General features: G+C 72.1%; 18 protein-coding genes. 8 read left to right on the top strand and 10 right to left on the bottom strand.

The window, feature by feature from the left end:
• Positions 1 to 321: 321 nt before the first annotated feature.
• Positions 322 to 999, bottom strand: a complete 678-nt coding sequence (locus IF47_RS0122515) for an HAD family hydrolase (RefSeq protein WP_031510756.1) — start codon at positions 997 to 999, stop codon at positions 322 to 324.
• Between the two features lie 68 nt (positions 1,000 to 1,067).
• Entirely contained in the window at positions 1,068 to 1,583 is a 516-nt protein-coding gene (locus IF47_RS0122520) for a DUF6912 family protein (RefSeq protein ID WP_031510757.1), read from the bottom strand.
• Positions 1,584 to 1,881: 298 nt separating this feature from the next.
• Here IF47_RS0122520 and IF47_RS0122525 point away from each other — a divergent pair, with 298 nt between their 5' ends.
• Positions 1,882 to 2,301 carry an Rv3235 family protein gene (locus IF47_RS0122525; RefSeq protein WP_031510758.1) on the top strand — a complete coding sequence of 140 codons (420 nt, stop codon included), beginning with the start codon at positions 1,882 to 1,884 and terminating at the stop codon, positions 2,299 to 2,301.
• Positions 2,302 to 2,487: 186 nt separating this feature from the next.
• Here IF47_RS0122525 and secA read toward each other — a convergent pair whose 3' ends face one another.
• Positions 2,488 to 5,310 carry a preprotein translocase subunit SecA gene (secA, locus tag IF47_RS0122530; RefSeq protein WP_031510759.1) on the bottom strand — a complete coding sequence of 941 codons (2,823 nt, stop codon included), beginning with the start codon at positions 5,308 to 5,310 and terminating at the stop codon, positions 2,488 to 2,490.
• A gap of 191 nt (positions 5,311 to 5,501) precedes the next feature.
• On the opposite strand from secA, the gene IF47_RS0122535 reads away from it, so the two are divergent.
• Positions 5,502 to 6,083 carry a GNAT family N-acetyltransferase gene (locus tag IF47_RS0122535; RefSeq protein ID WP_031510760.1) on the top strand — a complete coding sequence of 194 codons (582 nt, stop codon included), beginning with the start codon at positions 5,502 to 5,504 and terminating at the stop codon, positions 6,081 to 6,083.
• Positions 6,084 to 6,171: 88 nt separating this feature from the next.
• Complete coding sequence (locus tag IF47_RS0122540; RefSeq protein ID WP_031510761.1) at positions 6,172 to 7,341, top strand: winged helix-turn-helix domain-containing protein; 1,170 nt, start codon at positions 6,172 to 6,174, stop codon at positions 7,339 to 7,341.
• A 9-nt stretch (positions 7,342 to 7,350) separates the two neighbouring features.
• Here the strand turns inward: IF47_RS0122540 and IF47_RS0122545 are convergent, their stop codons facing one another.
• The 7 genes from IF47_RS0122545 to mtnA form a co-directional block, all read right to left on the bottom strand.
• On the bottom strand, positions 7,351 to 8,100 hold the full coding sequence (locus IF47_RS0122545) for a response regulator (RefSeq protein ID WP_031510762.1): 750 nt from the start codon (positions 8,098 to 8,100) through the stop codon (positions 7,351 to 7,353).
• Positions 8,101 to 8,249: 149 nt separating this feature from the next.
• Positions 8,250 to 8,954: a ribosome hibernation-promoting factor, HPF/YfiA family gene (gene hpf, locus IF47_RS0122550; protein WP_031510763.1), complete on the bottom strand. Its 705-nt coding sequence runs from the start codon at positions 8,952 to 8,954 to the stop codon at positions 8,250 to 8,252.
• A gap of 325 nt (positions 8,955 to 9,279) precedes the next feature.
• Complete coding sequence (locus tag IF47_RS0122555; protein ID WP_051718099.1) at positions 9,280 to 10,047, bottom strand: ComF family protein; 768 nt, start codon at positions 10,045 to 10,047, stop codon at positions 9,280 to 9,282.
• Between the two features lie 10 nt (positions 10,048 to 10,057).
• A complete protein-coding gene (locus IF47_RS0122560; protein ID WP_031510765.1) occupies positions 10,058 to 11,944 on the bottom strand; it encodes an LpqB family beta-propeller domain-containing protein in 1,887 nt (628 codons plus the stop codon).
• Positions 11,922 to 13,838 carry an MtrAB system histidine kinase MtrB gene (gene mtrB, locus IF47_RS0122565; RefSeq protein WP_078592039.1) on the bottom strand — a complete coding sequence of 639 codons (1,917 nt, stop codon included), beginning with the start codon at positions 13,836 to 13,838 and terminating at the stop codon, positions 11,922 to 11,924. Before mtrB ends, IF47_RS0122560 begins: the two co-directional genes overlap by 23 nt.
• Before the next feature lies 1 nt (position 13,839).
• Positions 13,840 to 14,517, bottom strand: coding sequence for a two-component system response regulator MtrA (mtrA, locus tag IF47_RS0122570; protein ID WP_031510767.1), 678 nt, complete (start codon positions 14,515 to 14,517; stop codon positions 13,840 to 13,842).
• The gene (mtnA, locus tag IF47_RS0122575; RefSeq protein ID WP_031510768.1) at positions 14,514 to 15,704 is read right to left on the bottom strand and encodes an S-methyl-5-thioribose-1-phosphate isomerase; all 1,191 of its coding nucleotides are present in this window, start codon (positions 15,702 to 15,704) and stop codon (positions 14,514 to 14,516) included. The genes mtrA and mtnA overlap by 4 nt, the downstream gene beginning before the upstream one ends.
• A 437-nt stretch (positions 15,705 to 16,141) precedes the next feature.
• On the opposite strand from mtnA, the gene IF47_RS0122580 reads away from it, so the two are divergent.
• The 5 genes from IF47_RS0122580 to IF47_RS0122600 are packed head-to-tail and all read left to right on the top strand — an operon-like array spanning position 16,142 to position 21,315.
• The gene (locus IF47_RS0122580) at positions 16,142 to 17,074 is read left to right on the top strand and encodes a DUF7847 domain-containing protein (RefSeq protein WP_245641193.1); all 933 of its coding nucleotides are present in this window, start codon (positions 16,142 to 16,144) and stop codon (positions 17,072 to 17,074) included.
• Positions 17,075 to 17,078: 4 nt separating this feature from the next.
• Entirely contained in the window at positions 17,079 to 17,804 is a 726-nt protein-coding gene (locus tag IF47_RS0122585; RefSeq protein ID WP_245641194.1) for a DUF4129 domain-containing protein, read from the top strand.
• Positions 17,801 to 19,024, top strand: a complete 1,224-nt coding sequence (locus IF47_RS0122590; protein ID WP_051718101.1) for a DUF4350 domain-containing protein — start codon at positions 17,801 to 17,803, stop codon at positions 19,022 to 19,024. Before IF47_RS0122585 ends, IF47_RS0122590 begins: the two co-directional genes overlap by 4 nt.
• A complete protein-coding gene (locus IF47_RS0122595; protein ID WP_106982626.1) occupies positions 19,021 to 19,986 on the top strand; it encodes an AAA family ATPase in 966 nt (321 codons plus the stop codon). The genes IF47_RS0122590 and IF47_RS0122595 overlap by 4 nt, the downstream gene beginning before the upstream one ends.
• Positions 19,987 to 20,004: 18 nt before the next feature.
• Entirely contained in the window at positions 20,005 to 21,315 is a 1,311-nt protein-coding gene (locus tag IF47_RS0122600) for a DUF58 domain-containing protein (protein WP_031510773.1), read from the top strand.
• Positions 21,316 to 21,857: the final 542 nt, after the last annotated feature.

Here is a 21,857-nt window from a genome sequence, read left to right on the forward strand (position 1 = left end):
CAGTGTCCGCCGGAGCGGGGCGTCATGCCGGTCGGAGGCGTGATCGACGATGGTCCGGGCGGTGTCACCCGGACGGTTCGGGGCGGAGGCGACGTTGCCTTCCGCCGGTATCGTGCTGATCACACGGCCAGGCTATCTCCCCCCGCCCCGGGGGTGTCTCTGCTCTTCGGCAGCAAAAAAGGTGCCTCGAATTAGCCAAAGTGGACAGTTTCCGAGCCGGTGAGGACGTCGGACGCGGAGACGCCCCCGCGGCGGCGCTCCCGCCGAGGGGCGAACCCTCGGAAGGCGACACGAGCGGGGCGAACCTCGGCTGACGCGGCACTAGTCCCCCGCGACCATGCTCTCGGCCACCTCGACGGCCTCGGCGAGACTGTCGACCACCGGCACCCCGGCCGTCTCCAGGCTGGCCCGGCTGTGCGAACCCCCGGTGTACAGCACGGCCCGCGCGCCCACGTGGGCCGCCGCGAGCGCGTCGTCCACGGCGTCGCCGACCACCACGGTGCGACGCGGGTCGAAACCGTCGAGCGCCGCCACGTGCGCCGCCATCTGCAGCGCCTTGCCCTTGCTCGGCCCGTCGCGGCGGCTGCCGTCCACCCGGGCGAAGTGTTCCTCGATCCCGTGGCGGCGCACCAGTGGCACCAGGTGTTCGTGGGGCGCGAGGGAGCACAGCGACTGTGTCGTGCCGGCCGCCCGCAACTCCGCGAGCAGCCGCGCCGCCCCCTCGGCCAGCCCCGCGTCCTCGACGCGCGCGAAGTAGTGCCGGTGGAAGACCGTGTCCATCTCGGCCCACTCCGCCTCGGTGGGCAGCCGCCCCAGCAGCCGTTCGTAGAAGCGCGGCACCGGTACGCAGTACAGCTCCCGGTAGCGCGCCAGTGTGATGGGCGGCAGGCCGATCTCGGCGAACGCGGCGTTCGTCGCCTCGATCACCGCGTCGATGTCGTGCAGCAGTGTGCCGTTCCAGTCCCACACGATGTGGGATCTTCCCGTCCCCGAATGCATACCCACGACGGTACGGCCTCGCGGTGACAGTCGGGAGACGCGGCCGGCCGGGGGCCGGGCGGGGGCCGTCAGCCCAGCTCCTCCAGGAGGGCGCCGATCTCCTGGGTGGCGTACCACAGCAGTTCGTGGTCCTCCGCCCCGTCCACGACGAACCGGGCGTCGTCGTCGCCCTGGTCGGCCGCGCCCAGCGCGTCCGCCGCCGCGGCGACGTCCGCCTCGGCCTCCCGGGCGTCGATGTGCACGGCGGCGGCCTTGGACAGCGGCACGGGCCGCTCGATGCGCACCTCGCCGAGCGCGGACGGGTCCAGACTGCGGTCCGGGTCGGCGACCGCCTCGCGGTCGGGCACGTCGGCGGCCACCACCACCCTCAGCCGCGGGGCGTCCGGGTCGGCCGCCAGCCGCCGCAGGGACGCCTGCGCGGCCCGCCCCAGCGCCGCGTACTCCAGTTCCTCGACGTCGTCCGAGACGTACCACTCGCGCAGCCCGGGGGTGACCGCGTAGGCGATCAGCGGGCCGGGGCCCAGCTCGCCCTTCCCGTGCGCGTCCGCGAGGCCGGGCAGGGTCAGGGGGACATAGACGCGCATCGCTACCGCTTTCGTGTAAGGCCGGTCCGACTTGCCCCGACAGCATACGGCGGTCGGGACGCCCCGATCGCCTTGGGACTCCCCGCTCTCCCCGACGTCCCACACCTCGGCACCACAGGTCAGAGGCGTCCCGCGTCAGTCTCCGCGCGTCTCTTCCGTCGGATAGGTGAACCGCGCCGGGCCCGCCGCGGCCGGTCGTCGGTCGTTGCCGCCTTCGGGACGCCCCAGTAGAACCGGTGCCGAAAGCTACCGCTCAGTACGCACCGTTTCGGTGCGTGAGAGGCAACGGGGAGAGACCATGCCGACCACCAGCCGTACCGCTCCGCCCGGCCGCAGGGACTCCCGCCGGCCGACCCAGTCGGCCGTGCTCGCCGCCCGGCGGCGCGAACGCGACCGACAGCCGCACTACTGGTTCGCCCACCGACTGGTGCTCGTCCTCAGCGGCCAGCGGCCGGTCCACCTGCTGCTCGGCCACGCCCGCGACGAGGCGTACGAGCAGTTGGCACGGCTCGCCCCGCACGCCCCACTGCGCCCCGCGGCGAACGCTCCGGCCCCCGTGGTGCGAGAGGTCGGCTGGGCGCAGCCCCGGCCCGGCGCGGTCGAGGCGTTCGCCCGCGTCCGGTCCGGCGACCGACTCCGCGCCCTGGCCTTCCGCCTGGAACGGACCCGCGACCTGCGCTGGCAGTGCTCCGCCGTCGAACTCGACACGGTGTCCTGACCTCACGTGTCCCGGTCCGTCACGGCGTCCCGCCCGTCACGGCGTCCTCACCGCCTCAAACGGGCCTCGGGCGGCGTCGGACGGGCCCTGGCAGGCGTCGACGGTGCTCGGGCCCTCGGGCGCCCCCGAACGCGCCGGGGCCGGGCCCCCGGTGGGAACCCGGCCCCGGCCACGGCGATCGCCGTGTCACTTCTTGCGGCGGCGGCCCTTCTGGGCCTTGCGGCGCTCCGCCCGCGTCATGCCGTCCGCGGGCGAGCGGACCGGGCCCTCGCCGTCACCGGCGAACTCGCCCTCCACGACGCCGCCCTCGCCGTCCACCGTCGGCGCGGTGAAGCGCAGCCGGTCCGAGCGCTGCGGGGCCTCGAGACCCTTGGCCCTGATCGCCGGCCTGGCCCCGGCCGGAACGGCCGCCTCCCGGGGCTCCTTCTCCAGCGAGGGCGTGGGCTCGGCCTCCTCGACCGGCACCTCCTCGACCTGCTGCTCGACCTGGACCTCCAGGTTGAACAGGTAGCCGACGGACTCCTCCTTGATGCCGTCCATCATCGCGATGAACATGTCGTAGCCCTCGCGCTGGTACTCCACCAGCGGGTCGCGCTGCGCCATGGCCCGCAGGCCGATGCCCTCCTGGAGGTAGTCCATCTCGTAGAGGTGCTCACGCCACTTGCGGTCGAGCACGGAGAGGACCACGCGGCGCTCCAGCTCGCGCATGATCTCCGGGCCGAGCTGCTTCTCGCGCTCCTCGTACCGCTCGTGGATGTCGTCCTTGATGGCCTCCGCGATGAACTCCGCGGTGAGGGCCTCCCGACCGCCGGCGGCCTCCTCCAGGTCCTCGATGGTGACCGTCACCGGGTAGAGCTGCTTGAACGCGCCCCACAGGCGGTCCAGGTCCCACTCCTCGGCGAAGCCCTCGACCGTCTCGGCCTGGATGTAGGCGTCGATGGTGTCGTCCATGAAGTGGATGATCTGCTCGCGCAGGTCCTCGCCCTCCAGGACGCGGCGGCGCTCGCCGTAGATGACCTCGCGCTGCCGGTTGAGGACCTCGTCGTACTTCAGGACGTTCTTGCGGATCTCGAAGTTCTGCTGCTCGACCTGCGACTGCGCCGAGGCGATGGCGCGGGTGACCATCTTGTTCTCGATCGGGACGTCGTCGGGCACGTTGGCCATGGACATCACGCGCTCGACCATCTGCGCCTTGAACAGCCGCATCAGGTCGTCGCCGAGCGAGAGGTAGAAGCGGGACTCGCCCGGGTCGCCCTGCCGGCCGGAACGTCCGCGCAACTGGTTGTCGATGCGGCGCGACTCGTGCCGCTCGGTGCCCAGCACGTACAGACCGCCGATCTCGACGACCTCGTCGTGCTCCTCCGCGACCGCCTGCTCGGCGCGTTCCAGGGCGGCGGGCAGGGCGGCGGCCCACTCCTCGGCGTTCTCCACCGGGTCCAGGCCCTTGGCCCGCAGCTCCGCCTCGGCGAGGTCGTCGGGGTTGCCGCCGAGCTTGATGTCCGTACCGCGGCCGGCCATGTTGGTGGCGACCGTCACGGCGCCCTTGCGGCCCGCCTGGGAGACGATCGCGGCCTCACGCTCGTGGTTCTTGGCGTTGAGCACCTCGTGCGGCACGCCGCGCTTCTTCAACTGCTGCGACAGGTACTCGGACTTCTCGACCGAGGTGGTGCCCACCAGGACCGGCTGGCCCTTCTCGTGCCGCTCGACGATGTCCTCGACGACCGCCTCGAACTTCGCCACCTCGGTGCGGTAGATCAGGTCGGGCTGGTCCTTGCGGATCATCGGGCGGTGCGTCGGGATGGGCACCACGCCCAGCTTGTAGATCTGGTGGAACTCGGCGGCCTCGGTCATGGCCGTACCGGTCATGCCCGACAGCTTGTCGTAGAGGCGGAAGAAGTTCTGGAGGGTGATCGTGGCGAGCGTCTGGTTCTCGTCCTTGATCTCCACTCCCTCCTTCGCCTCGATCGCCTGGTGCATGCCCTCGTTGTAGCGACGCCCCGCGAGGATGCGGCCGGTGTGCTCGTCGACGATCATGACCTCGCCGTTCAGGACGACGTAGTCCTTGTCCTTCTTGTAGAGCTCCTTGGCCTTGATCGCGTTGTTGAGGTAACCGACCAGCGGGGTGTTGACCGACTCGTAGAGGTTGTCGATGCCCAGCCAGTCCTCGACCTTGGCGACACCGGACTCGTGGATGGCGACGGTGCGCTTCTTCTCGTCGACCTCGTAGTCGCCCGTCTCCGGCTGCTGCTTGAACGGGTTGGCGGGCTCACCGCGCTCCAGCCGCCTGACCAGCTTGGCGAAGTCGCTGTACCACTTGGTCGCCTGGTCGGCCGGACCGGAGATGATCAGCGGCGTACGGGCCTCGTCGATCAGGATGGAGTCGACCTCGTCGACGATCGCGAAGTTGTGGCCGCGCTGCACCAGCTCGTCCTTCGACCACGCCATGTTGTCGCGCAGGTAGTCGAAGCCGAACTCGTTGTTGGTGCCGTAGGTGATGTCGCAGGCGTACTGCTCGCGCCGCTGCGCCGGGCTCATGTTCGCCACGATGCAACCCACCGACAGGCCCAGGAACTTGTGGACCCGGCCCATCAGCTCGGAGTCGCGCTGCGCCAGGTAGTCGTTGACCGTGATGAGGTGGACGCCCTTGCCGGAGAGCGCGTTGAGGTACGCGGGCAGGGTGCCGACGAGGGTCTTTCCCTCACCGGTCTTCATCTCCGCGACGTACCCCATGTGGAGCGCGGCGCCACCCATGATCTGCACGTCGTAGTGGCGCTGTCCGAGCACGCGCTTGGCGGCCTCGCGAACCGTGGCGAAGGCCTCGGGCAACAGGTCGTCCAGGGTCTCGCCGTCGGCGAGGCGCTCCTTGTACTCGTCCGTGAGCGCCCTCAGCTCGGCGTCGGAGAGGTTGACGAAATCCTCTTCGATCGACGACACCTGGTCCGCGATGCGGTGCAGCTTGCGCAGGATCTTGCCTTCACCTGCACGCATGATCTTGCCGAAGACGGACACGTAGGCTGGCTCCTTGCCGGTCGGGCCTGGCACGGGTCTGGTGCGCTGGCACGGTGGGCCTCTTCCTTGCCTCGGGCCCTTGCCGCACCGGCCATCGTATGCGAGGGGCCCCGGCCCCTGTACCCCCCAACGTGCGGGAGACCCGGAAGGTGCCGGATCCGCCCGATTGGATGACTGACAGAATTCCCCCCATGCGTACCGTCACGCTCGAAACCGAGCGCCTGCTCCTGCGCCCCTTCGAGCCTCGGGACGCCCCCGCGGTCCACGCCGCCTGTCAGGACCCGGACATCCTGCGCTGGACCACGCTCCCCGAGCCGTACCTGCCCGAGCACGCGCGGGCCTTTGTGACGGACGTCGCCCCGACCGGCTGGCGCGAGGACACCGCCTACAACTTCGGCGTCTTCACCCGCGCCGGAGAGCTGGTCGGCGCGATGGGACTGGTGCGGATCACCCCGCCGGGACCGGAGGGACGCCTCGCGGAGCTGGGCTACTGGACCGCGCGGGAACAGCGCGGCCGCGGCCACACCGTGGAGGCCGCGCGGGCGGTGGTCGACTGGGCCTTCGCGGAGCTGGACGTGGCGCGGTTGGAGTGGTTCGCCGAGGTCGGGAACGCCGGTTCGCGCGCGGTGGCGGAGCGGCTGGGCTTCGTCATGGAGGGCACCCTGCGGGCGCGCATACCCTTCCGAGGCACCCGACGGGACGCGTGGGTGGCCTCGCTGCTGCCGTCGGACCGGGGGCGGACGCCGGCCGTGCCGTACCTCCCGGCGCCATAGCGGGACACGGGCGGCAGAGCACGGGCGGCAGAGCACTCATCGGCCGAATCCGGCATCCGTTGTCGGTGGCGGCCTCTATCGTCGGCGCATGACCACCGTGACGCTCTCCCTCTCCGCCGACGAGGCACGCCGGATCGCGCTGCGCGCACAGGGGTTGCTGGGCTCCCCGGACCGCCGGGCCGGGGTGCGAGGCGTACTGCGGCGTCTGGGCGCCGTACAGTTGGACACCATCTCGGTGTTGGCCCGCTCACACGAACTGGTGCCGTACGCGCGGCTGGGCGCGGTCGGCCGCGAGAAGGTCGAGGCGGCGTACTGGACGGACGCGCACGCCTTTGAGTACTGGTCGCACGCCGCCTGTGTCCTGCCGATCGAGGAGTGGCCGTACTTCGCCTTCCGGCGCCGGGCGTTCCGCGCCCGGGGGCACCGCTGGCACCGCATGGAGGACTCGGAGCGCTCCTGTGCCGCCGTACGGGACAGGCTGAAGGCCGACGGCCCGCTGACCGCCTCCGAGCTGGGCGGCGCCAAGAACGGCGGCGAGTGGTACGACTGGTCCGAGACGAAGATCGCGGTCGAGTGGCTGTTGGACGTCGGCGAGGTGGTCTGCACCGAGCGGCGCGGCTGGAAACGGGTGTACGACCTGGCCGAGCGCGCCGTCCCCGACGACCTGCTGCACGACGACCTCACCGACCACGAGTGCCTGCGCCGGCTGGTCGCCCAGGCCGGGGCGGCCATGGGCGTGGCCACCCGGGCGGATCTGGCCGACTACCACCGGCTGAAGGGCGAGCAGGTCGACGCGGTGGTGGCGGAGACGGGCCTGGTCCCGGTGGAGGTCGAGGGCTGGGGGAGGCCGGCCTGGGCCCATCCCGCGGCGCTGGAGGCCGAGTCCGCCGCGGGCCGGGAGCGGCACCGCACCACGCTGCTGTCGCCGTTCGACTCGCTGATCTGGGACCGCAAGCGCACCGAGCGGATCTTCGGCTTCACCCACCGGCTGGAAGCATACGTGCCCCGAGCCAGGCGGACGCACGGCTACTTCGCGATGCCGCTGCTATCGAGGGGACGGCTGGTGGGCCGGGTCGACCCGGCTCGTGAGGGCCGGACTCTGGTGGCCCGACAGGTGTCGATGGCGGGGCGTGGGGCCGTGGAGCCGATGGCGCGGGCCCTGTGGGAGGCGGCGGGTTGGGTGGGCTGTGACACGGTCCGCGTCGAACGCTGCGACGACCCGGAGCTGGCCGCCGCCCTCACCGCGGCCCTCGCCTGACCGTCCGCCTCACCTGATCTCCAGGATCTTCTCCCGCATCGCGTAGACCACGGCCTCCATCCGGGAGTGGAGCTGGAGTTTCTCCAGGATGTTGCGGACGTGGTTCTTCACCGTGTTCTCGCTGATGAAGAGTTCCTTGGCGATGTCCCGGTTGTTCATGCCGGTGGCGACGAGCTTGAGCACCTCCAACTCCCGGTCTGTGAGGCGGGGTGCGGGCACCAGCCGCTTCTCGTCGGTGCGTTGGATCATCGACTTGAACTCGGTCAGCAGTTTCGCCGCCATCGACGGGCTGATCTGGGACTGCCCGTCGGCGACCGCGCGGATCGCGGTGGAGACCTCGTCGGTGGAGATCTCCTTGAGCAGGTAGCCGGTGGCCCCGGCCTTGATGGCGTCGTAGAGGTCGGCCTCCTCGTCGCTGATCGTCAGCATGATGATCTTCGCGCTGGGGGCCACCTCCTTGATCGAGGTGCACGCCTCGATGCCGCCGCGCCGGGGCATCCGCACGTCCATCAGGACGATGTCGGGCAGCAGGTCGGCGGCCTTCTCCACGGCCTCGGCGCCGTCGGCCGCCTCGCCGACGACCTCGATGTCCTCCTCCTGCGCCAGGACGATCTCCAACCCGCGCCGGAAGAGGGCGTGGTCGTCGACCACCAGGACCCGGATGGGCTCCTCGCGCGACGCGGCTCCCCGCGTGTCCGCGGGGGCGGTGCCACCGCCGTCGTGCGCGCCGGACCTCACGGGCCCGAAGCTGTCCGCCATCGTTCCTCCCCCTGCAGGCCGGGCTACGCGACACCAACCGGGCCTGGCGGAGCGCCGGTTGGGCGTGAAGCCATGATTCCATGCCCCGCCCCCGGCCGAATTCCTCGATCGGCCGGGGGCGGGATGGTTCACGGTGTCAGCGACTGTTCTCAGCCACCGAGAGCGCCTCCGACGCCCCGCGGCGGCTCCTGCGCGAACGGATCGGGTTCCAGATGGATGACGCCGTAGTCGTAGCCGTGACGCCGGTAGACGACGCTCGGCAACTTGGTCTCGGAGTCGACGAACAGGTAGAAGTCATGCCCGACCAGCTCCATCTCGTACAGGGCCTGGTCCAGTGACATCGGGGCCGCGGTGTGGGTCTTCTCCCGTACGACCAGCGGTCCTTCCCCTTGGACCTCCAGTGGTCCGATCCTGGTGGTGGGCGGCTCCTCCTGTTCCGCCGTCCGCCGGGGTTCCAGGTTGCCGTCCTCGCCGATGCTCGCCGCGTTCGGGACGGTCACGGCCACGTCGCGTGCCGGAATCCGGTTGTGGCCGTTGCCTCGCCGCGCACAGACCCGCTTGTCGTGCTGCTTGCGCAGCCGCGTTTCCAGCTTCTCCGTGGCGAGATCCAGTGCCGCGTACGGGTCGGCCGCCGACGCCTCGGCGCGGATCACCGGCCCCCTGGAGCGCATCGTGATCTCCACTCGGTCACGACGGTCGGCCTGACGGGGGTTGTGCTCCTTGGTCACCTCGACGTCGAGACGGATCGCCTTGGCATCGATCTTCTGGATCTTCTCCAGCTTGAGCTTGTCGACCACGTGCTTGCGGAAACGCTCCGGCACCTCTGTCTTGCGGCCCTTGACGACGATGTCCACGCAGAACTCCGTTCCCGGGCGGTTCCGCGGAACAGGGGCGGAACTCGCCCTTTGTGCACTGAGTCCGGATGGCTCCGATCACATACGGTCACCATCCGGCGCTACGTCGGGTTGCGACTTTCACCTCCTCCTCCCCTTGCGGGGAGATCACCATCCCTCTCGTACAGAGGCAATGGCCAGCAAAGCCGGGCAAACGCCTGATAGCGCACATGTCCCGCTGCAGGGAACAGCTTTCACCATTCCTCACAACCGAACCTACCCCCACTGGGGGAAGCTCGGCACCCCTTACCGGCACGTACCTCCGATCGGGTGCATTCTGCCTCTGTTATACATCTGTAACCCTCAACGAGCGGTTCCAATCGGCGGTTCCGCCACTTCCGGCCCCGCCGGGCGCCCGTGGCGCCTCCGGCTCCGCGACCGCGACCACCGCCGCGCCGATCACCCTGCCGCCCGCCCCGGTCAGCGCCCGCGTCGCCTCCGCGAGCGTGGCGCCCGTCGTGACCAGGTCGTCCACCACGACCACCGGGCCCTCCCCCAACAGCCTTCCGGCGCCGGCCGACGTCCCCAGCGCACCGGCCAGGTTGGCCGACCGCCGCGCGACGGTCAGCCCCGCCTGATCGGCCACGGAGCGCCGCTGCCGCAGCACGGCCGGCACCCGCGCGGACCACCCGGCGCGTCTCAGCGCCCCGGCCGCCGCCAGCGCCGTCCGCCGCACCGGGTCGTGGCCGCGCGCCGCCACCGCCCGACGCGCGGACGGCACCGGCACCAGCAGCAGCGGCCCACCGTCCGCGGCGGACCCCGCGGCGTCCGCCACCGCCCGCACCACCCCGGCCAGCACGACCCCCAACGGGGCGGCCAGCCCCAGCGCACCGCGCTCCTTGTGCGCCAGCAGCACGGCCCGCGCCTCGTCGACGTACGTCGGCCCCGCGAACACCGGCGGCCCGTCTCGGAACCCGGGCGGGCGCACCCGCCGCACCGCCGCCCCGTACAGCGCCGCCCGGCACCGCGCGCACAGGTCGGCGCGCGGCGCCCCGCATCCGGCACAGTCGGCCGGCAGCACCAAATCGGCCAATTCCCGCCACCATCCCCGCATGCGGGGATGCCTACCCCGGGTAAACCGGCATCGACCCCTCGTCCGTGACCAGTTCCCAGTCGCCGTCGCGCGAGAGCCGGGCGATGCCCTCCCGGGTGTCGGCCAGCAACGGCTTCTCCCCGTCCTCCGAGGCCGCCACACCCGTCACCTCGTTGAGTCCGGGAAGCGTGGACGGGCTCGCCGGCGAACCGTCCGTCGCCGCGTACCGCAACTGCTGCACGCCCCCGGCCTCCCGACCGACGACCACCAGCCTGCTGTCCCCCGCCCAGGACGCGTCCACCACGTTCTCCATCTGCGGGGCGATCGGCCGCAGGCCGTTCACGATCGCCCTGGACGCACCGTCGTCGGCCTCCTCCCGCTCGATGCGCCCGAGCCGGAGCGTCGTACGGCCCTCCTCGCTGATCAGCAACGCCATGCGCACACCGTCCGAGGAGACCCGCAGCGCCTCGATCCGGCCCTTGCCGAGACCGATCACCTCGACCGTCTCCGCCTCCTCCTGGCCCCCGCGCAGCCGCAGCAGCCCGGGCCCGTCCGGGTCCCGGTCGGCCACCCACAGATCGCCGAGCCCGTCCCAGCTCGGGGCCGTCAGCCGATCCGCCTCCCGCTCGGCCCCACTGGTCAGAAGAGGATCGCCCAGCTCGGTGTCGGTGGTCAGCGGGGCGACGTACAGCGCCCTGCCGTCCAGCGACACGCCCGCGCCGCGCTGCTCGTCCCGGCTCACCGAGACCGCGCTCCACGGGACCCGCCCGGCGCCGAACGGCCCGTCGACCGGGACGGCCCGGTCGGTGCCCTCCTCCACCATGGACAGTCGATTGCCGTCGTCGACGAGGTACCCCGCGTCCGGGTCGGCGTTCAGCCGTCCCGGCGCGTACGCCCCGGCCTCCTCACGGCTCTGCTCGCACAGCTCCTCGCCGCCCCGCCCGACGGTCAACCGGACGCGGCCGACCTTGCTCGACACCTGACCGCTCACCGTGTACAGCACCTGCGCCGCCATCCGGGCGCACTGGGCCTCGTCCACCAGGATCGGACGCTCGTGCCCGCCGGCCTTCCCCCTGGTCAGGGGGACGGTCAACGTCCCGGAGTCGTCCGGGGCGAGCGGCGCGCCGCCGGCGAGCCGCACGTCCTCGGGGAAGGCCGAGGACACCACCGGTTCCAGCCAGTCGGTCGGCCCGTCCAGCACCGCCCTGACCGCCGCGGTCACCGGGTCTATTCGCTCCCGGAGGTGGACCGGGTCGGCGACCAGGACGTCCCCGCCCCGCGTCACCGCGCCGGTGTCCGGGCCCAGGTCCGCGTAGTGGTAGACGTTGACCGGCTCGTAGTTGCGCTGGAAGTCGGACTGGGCCACCACCAGCCCGTCCGGCAGCCGGTCTATCCGCCACTGCCCGTCGACCTTGACCAGGTGGAACGTCTCCCGGTACGTCCCCTCACCCGGCCGGTAGGAGTGCTCGCCGTCCACCAGGGCGATCCTGGCGCCGGTCACCTCCAGCATGACGCCCCTGGTCTCCCGGCCGACGAGGTCGTTGCGCGAGGAGAGCACGCGGGGCGCGTCGTCGAGCACCGTCGTGCGGGCGAAGGGATCCCAGGTCTCGGCCGTCCGGTCGGTCAGGTACTCGCGAGCCGTCCGGAAATCCGGTTCGTCGCTGGTCGTGGCCTCCAGGAAGCCGCGGACGATCTCCCAGGGCGACGCGCCGTTGCGCGGGCTCACCCCGAACACCCGCACCTGCGAATCGGTGCCGGCACGAGGGGATGCGGCGACCCGGCGCACGTCCCCCTCGTCGGGCATCGACGCGCAACCGGCGAGCAGCAGGGCCACGGCTCCCAGCGCCGCCGTGGCCCGGCGGCGTCTCGGACGACCCGCGAGGCCCCCGAGACGCTCAGTCACCATGTCGCTCGCCATGCCGTCCGCGCTCCTCCGTCGTCCCCGTCCGTGCACCGGGCCCGTTCCCCTCCGCGCCGCCCGTGCCCCGCGGCGGCGCCGCCACCGTGCCGGCCGCCGGGCCCCGCCCGTCCTCGGTGCCCCCGCCCGACCCCGACACGGACGCGCGGGCGCCGCCGGCCGGGCCGCTCGCCTGGGCCCGCCGACGGCGGGAGTCCGCGGGTTCCAGGGGGATGGGCGAGCCGCGCAGGGGTCCGCCCGCGGTCTGCGGAATGGTCAGCCGGAACTGCGAGCCGCCGCCCGGCTCGCCCCAGGCCTGGAGCCAGCCGCCGTGCAGCCTGGCGTCCTCCACCGCGATGGACAGCCCCAGACCGGTGCCGCCCGTGGTGCGGGCCCGGGCGGGGTCGGCGCGCCAGAAGCGGTTGAAGACCCGGCCGGCCTCGCCCGGCTTGAGCCCGACGCCGTAGTCGCGGACGGCCACGGCCACCGCCCCGTCGCCCGTGGCGAGCCGGATCACGATGTCGCGCCCCTCCCCGTGCTCGACGGCGTTGACGACGAGGTTGCGCAGCACGCGCTCGACCCGGCGGGCGTCGGCCTCCGCCACCACCGGCCGGTCGTCGCCGTGCACCAGGAAACGACTGCCCTTGCGTTCGGCGAGCGGCTCGGCCCCTTCCAGGACGCGCCTGACCACATCGCGCAGATCGGTCGGCTCGGCCTCCAAGGCGGCGGCGCCAGCGTCGAAGCGGCTGATCTCCAACAGGTCGGCGAGCAGCGACTCGAAGCGGTCGAGCTGCCCCAACAGCAGTTCGGCCGAACGGGCCGTCACCGGATCGAATTCCTCGCGCGCCTCGTAGATGACGTCCGCCGCCATCCGCACCGTGGTCACCGGGGTGCGCAGTTCGTGCGAGACGTCCGAGACGAAACGCCTCTGCATCCGGGACAGCTCCTCCAACTGCTGAATCTTCAACTGGAGGTTCTTCGCCATCTTGTTGAACGACTCGCCCAACCGCGCGATGTCGTCCTCGCCGGTGACCTTCATCCGCTCCTGGAGGCGCCCGGCGGCCAGCCGCTCGGAGATCCTGGCGGCCATCCGCACGGGGGTGACGACCTGGCGCACCACCAGCCAGGCGATGGCGCCCAGCAGCACCACCACGAAGACCCCGGCGGTGGCGAGGGTGCCCTTCACCAGGCTGAGGGACTTCTCCTCCTGGGTGAACGGGAAGAGGTAGTAGAGCTGGTACGGGTCGCCGTTGGGGTCGTTGAGCCGCTTCCCCACGATCAGCGCGGCCTCGGTCCGGCCGTCCTGCAGCACGATCCTGCCGTACTGCTCGTGGGTGTCCGGGCTCTGGTCCAGCGCCTCGCGCAGCTCCACCGGCACGCTCTCCTCGTGCTGCACCGTGCCGGAGGCGCGCGGTCCGTGCCTGCCCGTGCTCCCGTTGACGCCGAAGGTTCCCGTGTCCTCCTCCGAGCTGAGCGCCACCAGGTAGTAGACGCCCTGCCCGCCGCTGGCGAGCTGCGCCACCAGGTCGGTCAACCAGATACCGGTGTCCCGGACCCCTCGACGGCCGTTCCCGGCGTCCCCCTCGATCTCCCCGTCGGCCGCGTCGTCGGCCATCTGCTCGGCCACCGCGAAGCCCCCGGCGGCCTGGCTCTGCGCCGCCTGCCGTTTGGCCTCCAGCAGACCGTTGCGGACCTGCCCGATGACGACCACACCGAGCAGCAGGACGACGGCGAGCGACATCAGCAGGGTGGCGGCCACCACCCGCAACTGGATGTTGCGCCGCCACAGCCGTGCCACGGCCAGCAGCGGACGACGCACCCAACGGACGAACATCCGGAAGACGGGATGCGCCCGGCTGCCCGTCGCCCCCTCGGACAGCAGTCCGTCAGGGAGGAAACGACCGCCGTGCCACATGTCAGCTAGGTCCGGCCTTGTACCCCACGCCGCGCACGGTCACCACGATCTCGGGACGCTCCGGGTCCTTCTCCACCTTGGAACGCAGCCGCTGCACATGGACGTTGACCAGACGGGTGTCCGCCGCGTGGCGGTAGCCCCACACCTGCTCCAGCAGCACCTCGCGGGTGAAGACCTGCCACGGCTTGCGGGCCAGCGCCACCAGCAGGTCGAACTCCAGGGGGGTCAGCGCGATCGACTGCCCGTCCCGCTTCACGGAGTGACCCGCCACGTCGATGACCAGGTCGCCGATGGTGAGCTGCTCGGGCGCGGGCTCCTCCGAACGACGCAGCCGCGCCCGGATCCGGGCCACCAGCTCCTTGGGCTTGAACGGCTTGACGACGTAGTCGTCGGCGCCGGACTCCAGCCCCACCACCACGTCGACGGTGTCGCTCTTGGCGGTGAGCATGACGATCGGCACCCCGGACTCGGCGCGGATCAGCCGGCACACCTCGATGCCGTCCCGCCCCGGCAGCATCAGGTCGAGCAGGACCAGATCGGGTTTGGTCTCCCGGAAAGCGGCGAGCGCCTTGTCGCCGTCGGACACGAACGACGGTTCAAAGCCTTCGCCGCGGAGCACGATGCCGAGCATCTCCGCCAGTGCGGTGTCGTCGTCGACGACCAGGACTCGTCCCTTCATGCTCCCATCATCCCATTACCCGATCGTGACGTTTCCGTGGGTGACGGTGACCGCGAACACAACTCGGCCAACGCGTCGCCGGTGACCGGCGAGACCACACCGCGATCGGTGACGATCGCCGTGACCAACTCCGCCGGAGTGACGTCGAAGGCCGGGTTGTACGCCTGCGCGCCCAGCGGGGCCACCGGGATGCCGCTGCCCGCCTCGGTCCCGGCGCCCGGCGCGGACGGCGCCGCGAACTCCGTGACCTCGTGGCCCGGCCGCTGTTCCACCTCGATCGACGCGCCGTCCGGCGTCCGGAGGTCCACCGTGGTCACGGGCGCCACCACCACGAACGGCACGTGGTGGTAGCGGGCCAGCACCGCCAGCGGATAGCTGCCCACCTTGTTCGCCACCGAGCCGTCGGCCGCGATCCGGTCCGCGCCGACCAGCACCGCGTCGACCTCCCCGGCCGCGAACAGCGAACCGGCCGCGTTGTCCGTCAGCAGCGTGTACGCCATGCCCTCACGGGCCGCCTCGTACGCCGTCAGCCTCGCACCCTGGAGCAGCGGCCGGGTCTCGTCCACCCACAGCCTGCGCAGCTCCCCGGCGCGGTGGGCGGCCCGTACGACCCCGAACGCCGTGCCCCCTCCGCCGGACACCAGCGTTCCCGTGTTGCAGTGAGTGAGGAAACGGTAACCGCCACCCGGCAGCAGTTCGCCCAGCAGCGCCAGGCCGTGCTCGGCCATCCGCTCGCTCGCCTCGGCGTCCTCCCGGTGCAGCTCCCGGGCCTCGGCGAGCACCGCGGCCGCCGCCCGCTCCTCGTCCGCCCCGCCCTCGACCGCCTCGCGGTACGCCCGCTCGGCCCGCCGCACCCCGTACTCGAGGTTGACCGCCGTCGGCCGGGCGTGCCTGAGCTGCTCGACGGCGTTGGCCACGTCGTACCCGCGGGCGGCGGCCAGCGCGACGCCGTACGCGCCTGCCAACCCCAGCAACGGCGCCCCCCGCACGGAGAGCGAACGGATCGCCTCCACCAGGGCGGGCACGTCCGTGCAGACGAGTTCGACCTCCTCGACGGGCAGCCGGGTCTGGTCGAGCAACACCACCACCGGGCCCTCCGGAGGTTCCTCCCAGCGCAGGGCGGGAACGGGGACCGGTGCGTCGCCAGGGGCCGGTACCGTGGCCCCGCTCTCTGTCTGGTCAACCATTCGAACAGTCTGCCCTTTCTCCGACCGTCAGTCGACGGCGACCGGGAGCCGCAGGGGCCGCCACGTTCCACGGCGGCCCGTGGCACGATGGCTGCCAGACCAGCCGACACATCCCACGGACAGGCCGCGAGAACACGAGGTGAACTGCAGTGAGTGACTCTCCGGGCTGGGCCTCGCCCGGATCCTCCCCCTCCGATCCGCCCCCTGCCTCCGGTGGAAAAGCACCCGGCGGCGACGGTACCGATCGGACGCCCGCGGAACAGCCGCCCACGAACTGGTCGGCGCAGCAGCCGCCCCCCGCTCCTCAGGGTTGGGGCGCGCCCCCTCCCCCGCCGCAGGGGCCTCCCGACTGGGGGAACTGGGGCCCGCCGCCCGCGGCCAAACCGGGCGTCATTCCGCTCCGTCCCCTGGGCGTCGGCGAGATCCTGGACGGCGCGGTGTCCACCGCGCGAGCCCACTGGCGCACGGTGCTGGGCATCTCCCTCGCCGTCGCGGTCATGATCCAGCTCGTGTCCACCGTCGCCACCGGCATCTGGCTCCGCGACAACAGCGGCTTCGAGGCCCTGCAGACCGGGGAAACCCCCACCAACGAGGAACTGCGGGACGCCCTCAGCGGCACGACGAACGCCCTGGGCTTCGAGATGCTGGCCACCCTGGTGGGCACCGTCATCGCCACCGCGATGCTCACCGTGGTGGTCAGCCGTGCCGTCCTGGGCCGCCAGGTCTCCCTCGGGGAAGCCTGGCGGGACTCCCGCGGCCTGCTTCCGCGTCTGCTCGGCCTGACCCTGCTGGTGGGATTGATCGTGACCGCCGCGGTCACCGTGGGCGTCCTCCCCGGCATCCTGCTGAGCGCGACGGGGTCGCTCCCGGCGGGGATAGGCCTCTTCTTCCTCGGAGGCCTCGCGGGCACCGTGGTCGCCGTCTGGCTGTGGGTCCGCTACTGCCTCTCCGCGCCCGCGCTGATGTTGGAACGACAGGGCGTGATCGCCGCCATGCGCCGCTCCGCCAGGCTCGTACGGGGCTCCTGGTGGCGCATCTTCGGCATCCAGCTCCTCACGTTCGTGCTGGTCATGATGGTCGGAATGATCATCCAGCTCCCCGCCTCCCTGCTGGCCCCCGTACTCGGCGGCAACGGCCTCGACAGTTTCGTCTCCGGGGGCCCCGTCGAGATGTCCTGGACGTATCTGGCCGTCGTCGGCATCGGCGCGGTACTGGCCTCCACCATCACCCTCCCCCTCAGCGCGGGCGTCACCGCGCTCCTCTACATGGACCAGCGCATTCGCCGCGAGGCACTCGACCTGGAGCTCGCCCGCGCCGCGGGCGTCCCCGGCTACGAGCAGCACACCGGCGACACCGCCTCGGGGAACTGATCCGGTGAGGAGTGCCACGGGGAGGAGCGCGGCGATCGGGGACGTACCGTTCGCCGCGCGCCCCGACGACGAGGTGCCGGTGACGGTCCCGCGCGACCCGGCGCGCGAGGCCGCGGAGGACGAACTGTCCAAGCCGATGTACCACGAGAACGACCCGGGTCTGCTGCGGCGCCTGCTCGACTGGGTGTGGGAGAAGGTCGGCGACCTCCTCGACGCGGCCGCCGGAGCCACCCCCGGCGGCTGGGTGGGCCTCGTGGTCGTCGCCGCGCTCGTCGTCCTGCTGCTGGTCGCCCTGCGCCTGCGCATGGGCGCGCTGCGCCGGACTGCCACCACGGGTGGCCACGCCGAACTCTTCGACCATCGCCCCCGCAGTGCCTCGGAACACCGCGCCGCGGCCGAACGGCACGCGGCCGACAGCCGCTGGAGCGAGGCCCTCCAGGAGCGGATGAGGGCTCTCGTCCGCTCCCTGGAGGAACGCGCCCTGCTCGACCCGCGGCCCGGCCGCACCGCCGACGAGGCCGCCCGGGAGGCCGCCCGCGTCCTCCCGGAGCACACCGCTGCCCTACGCGCCGCCGCCGTCGCGTTCGACGAGGTCACATACGCCGGACGCCCGGCCGACCGGAGCGCGTACGACCGGCTCCGCGACCTCGACGACGCCGTCCTGCGCAGCAAGCCCCGGCTCGACGGGGCGCGGCTCGGCACCACCACCCACGGCGGAGGCACCACATGACGACCGCTCCGCCCTCCATCCCCGCCCCGACGACCTCGGTCTCCCCCACCCTCGGCCGGGTGTGGGGGCGCGCCCGAGGCCTGCTGCTGGCAGCGGCGATCCTGGCCCTGGCCGGGGTGATCATCGCCGCCCTGCGCTCCGGCGACCAGTACGGCCGGCTCGACCCCCGCTCCGCCGACCGCTACGGCAGTCGCGCCGCCGCCGAACTCCTCGCCGACCGCGGCGTGGACACCACCGTCGCCACCACCCTCGACGAGGCGGTCTCGGCGGTGGGCCCCGACACCACACTGCTGGTGACCAACCCCGACCTGTTGAACGCCCGCCGGCAGGCCGAACTCCGCGCCGCCACCTCCGGCAGCGGCGGTCGCACCGTCCTGCTGGCCCCCGGCCCCGCCTCGCTGGAGACCCTGGCCCCCGACGTCCGCGCCGTGGAGCCCACCTCGGTACGGCCACTCCCGCCATCCTGCGACGCCTCCTACGCCCGGCGGGCCGGCGACGCCGAGCTCGGCGGCATCACCTACACCACCTCCGCCGACGACGTCGACGCCTGCTACCTCAGTGGCGAGCTGCCCACCCTGCTCCGACTGCCGGACGGCTCCGGCGACGGCGACACCGTGCTGTTGGGCGCCCCCGACCCGCTCTACAACGACCGCCTCGACGAACACGGCAACGCCTCGCTCGCCCTGCAACTCCTCGGTTCCCGTCCCCATCTGGTCTGGTACCTCCCCTCCCTGGACGACGCCACCGCCGGCGACGGTGACGAGAGCTTCTTCGACCTCATCCCTCCGGGCTGGAAATGGGGCGCGCTCCAACTCGCCGTCGCCGCCGCCCTCGCCGCCCTGTGGCGAGCCCGACGGCTCGGCCCTCTCGTTCCGGAACGGCTGCCCGTCGCCGTTCCGGCCTCCGAGGCCACCGAAGGCCGCGCTCGTCTCTACCGCCAGGCGGACGCGCGCGACCGTGCCGCCGACGCGCTGCGCTCGGCAGCCCGTGCCCGGCTCGCCCCTCTTGTCGGGGTCCCCGCCTCACGGGCCCACGATCCCGAGGGCCTCGTCCCGGCCGTCGCCGCTCACCTCGGCGGTGACGACGCTCCCCACGTGCACGCCCTCCTCTTCGGGCCGGCCCCCGCCGACGACGACGCGCTCGTCCGGCTGGCCGACGAACTCGATCTCCTCGAAAGCCGCATCACCCCATCTCCGAGAGACAAGGACCACACCTCGTGAGCGCCCCCTCCGCAGACAGCGCCCGCGCCGCCCTCGAAGCCGTGCGCAGTGAGATCTCCAAGGCCGTGGTCGGGCAGGACGCCGCCGTCACCGGACTCGTCGTGGCCCTGCTCTGCCGCGGGCACGTGCTGCTGGAGGGCGTTCCGGGTGTCGCCAAGACCCTCCTCGTCCGGGCCTTGGCCGCCACGCTCGAACTCGACACCAAGCGCGTCCAGTTCACTCCGGACCTGATGCCGAGCGACGTCACCGGCTCCCTCATCTACGACAACCGCACCGCCGAGTTCTCCTTCCAGCCCGGACCGGTCTTCACCAACCTCCTCCTCGCCGACGAGATCAACCGCACTCCGCCCAAGACCCAGGCGTCCCTGTTGGAGGCCATGGAGGAACGGCAGGTCTCGGTCGAGGGCACCGCACGCAAGCTCCCCGACCCCTTCCTGGTGGCCGCCACCCAGAACCCCGTCGAGTACGAGGGCACCTATCCTCTCCCCGAAGCCCAACTTGACCGTTTCCTGCTGAAGTTGCAGATTCCGCTGCCCTCGCGGGAGGAGGAGGTCACAGTCCTCACCCGCCACGCCGAGGGCTTCGACCCTCGTGATCTCGCCGCGGCCGGGGTGCGGCGCGTCGCCGGGCCCGCCGAGCTCGACGCGGCCCGCGCCGCGGTCGCCGGGACGTCCGTCTCGGCCGAAGTGGCCGGCTACGTCGTGGATATCTGTCGTGCCACCCGTGAGTCCCCCTCTCTCTCCCTGGGCGCCTCCCCCCGTGGCGCCACCGCACTGCTCTCGGCCGCCCGCGCCTGGGCCTGGCTCACCGGGCGCGACTACGTGACCCCCGACGACGTGAAGGCCCTGGCCCTGCCCACCCTGCGCCACCGCGTCCAACTGCGACCCGAGGCCGAGATGGAGGGCGTCACCGCGGACAGCGTGATCTCCTCGATCCTCGCCCACGTCCCCGTACCCCGCTGAGACGACGTGAACTGACCGATGGCCATCACCGGACGAACAGCTCTCATCGCCGCCCTCGGCGCGCTCCTCGTCGGCTTCCTGCTCCCCGGCTGGACCGGACTGCTCGCCGTCGAACTCCCCCTGCTGTTCGCAATTCTGTACGACCTCGGGCGAGCGGCACCAGTCCGAAAGCTCCTTTTCACCCGTTCCGGTGATACATCAGTTCGACTCGGTGAGTCTGCCCAGGTGCACCTCACCATCACCAATCCCTCGGGACGCCGGCTCCGTGCCGACCTCCGCGATGCCTGGCCGCCCAGTGTCTGGGCCCCAGGAACGGAGTTCTCCGCCTCCCGGCACCGGCTGGTCGTCCCCGCGGGCGAGCGCCGTCGCCTCACCACCCGTCTGCATCCGACCCGTCGGGGCGACCACCAGGCCGCCCGTGTCACCGTCCGCTCCTACGGCCCCCTCGGGCTCGCCGCCCGACAGGGCAGCCACTCCGTTCCCTGGACGGTACGGGTCCTGCCTCCCTTCACCAGCCGCAAGCACCTGCCCGCACGCCTCTCCCGCCTCCGCGAACTCGACGGTCGCACCAGCGTCCTCACCCGAGGGGAAGGCACCGAATTCGACAGCCTCCGCGAATACATCCCCGGGGACGACACCCGCTCCATCGACTGGCGCGCCACCGCCCGTCAGAGCACCGTCGCCGTCCGCACCTGGCGGCCCGAGCGCGATCGCCGCATCCTCACCGTCCTCGACACCGGCCGCACCTCGGCCGGCCGGGTCGGCGACGTTCCCCGCCTGGACGCGGCGATGGACGCCGCCCTGCTGCTGGCCGCCCTGGCCGCCCGCGCGGGCGACCGCTTCGACCTCCTGGCCTACGACCGCCGGGTACGCACCACCGTGCGGGGCCGCACCGCCCACGACCTTCTGCCGTCGCTGGTCACGGCGATGGCTCCGCTCGAACCGGCGCTGATCGAGTCCGACGCCCGGGGTATGGCCTCCGCCATCCTCCGCAACGCCCCGCAGCACTCGCTGGTCGTCCTGCTCACCGGTCTGGACCCCTCCCCCGTGGAGGAGGGCCTGCTTCCGGTGCTTCCTCTCCTCACGCAGCGCCACACGGTCGTGGTGGCCTCCGTCGCGGACCCCCGCATCGAGGAGATGGCGGCCTCCCGCGGCACGCTCGACAGCGTCTACCAGGCCGCTGCCGCCGCTCGGACCCAGTCCGAACGTCTGCACACGGCGGCCCGGCTCCGCCGTCACGGGGTCACGGTCGTGGACGCGACTCCCGCGGAGCTGGCCCCGGCCCTGGCCGACACCTACCTGGCCCTCAAGGCCGCAGGCCGTCTCTGATTCCTCCCCTGGCTCGACGGGCTGTGCTCGCGTGCTTGGCGACTCGACCGCCCGCGCCTTCGGAAGCACTCGGGACCATTCCGACGGCCTCTTCGAAACTCTGCTGCGCCGGCTCGGTTCCCACTCCACCGCCGCCCACAGGGAGTTCATCGGCGGAGAGCCGGGGGACGGACGCTGTCCCGTCCCGCCCTCCGCTTCCTGCCTCGGCCACCACACTCTCCGGTACTGGTGTCGGCCGGGTACGCGGCGGTTGCCTTATGGCGCCAGAAGAAAGCCCACAGGCCCACAGACTCGGCAAGGGCCCAGCCTCACTTGCTCGACTCAAGGCATTTCTCGCCACACACAGTCCCGAATCAACGGGGCAGAAATGCAGGAAGGCTCCGGCCCCCGAATCCTTCGACTCGGAAACCGGAACCCCCCTTATAACAAAGGCCCCAAAACGCGAAGAGGCCCCGTCGGAACCTGCCCGACGGGGCCTCCACAACAACTCGTTCGGCGGCGTCCTACTCTCCCACACGGTCCCCCGTGCAGTACCATCGGCG

Source organism: Streptomyces megasporus (genome assembly GCF_000718985.1).
GTDB classification, from domain to species: Bacteria; Actinomycetota; Actinomycetes; order Streptomycetales; family Streptomycetaceae; genus Streptomyces; species Streptomyces megasporus.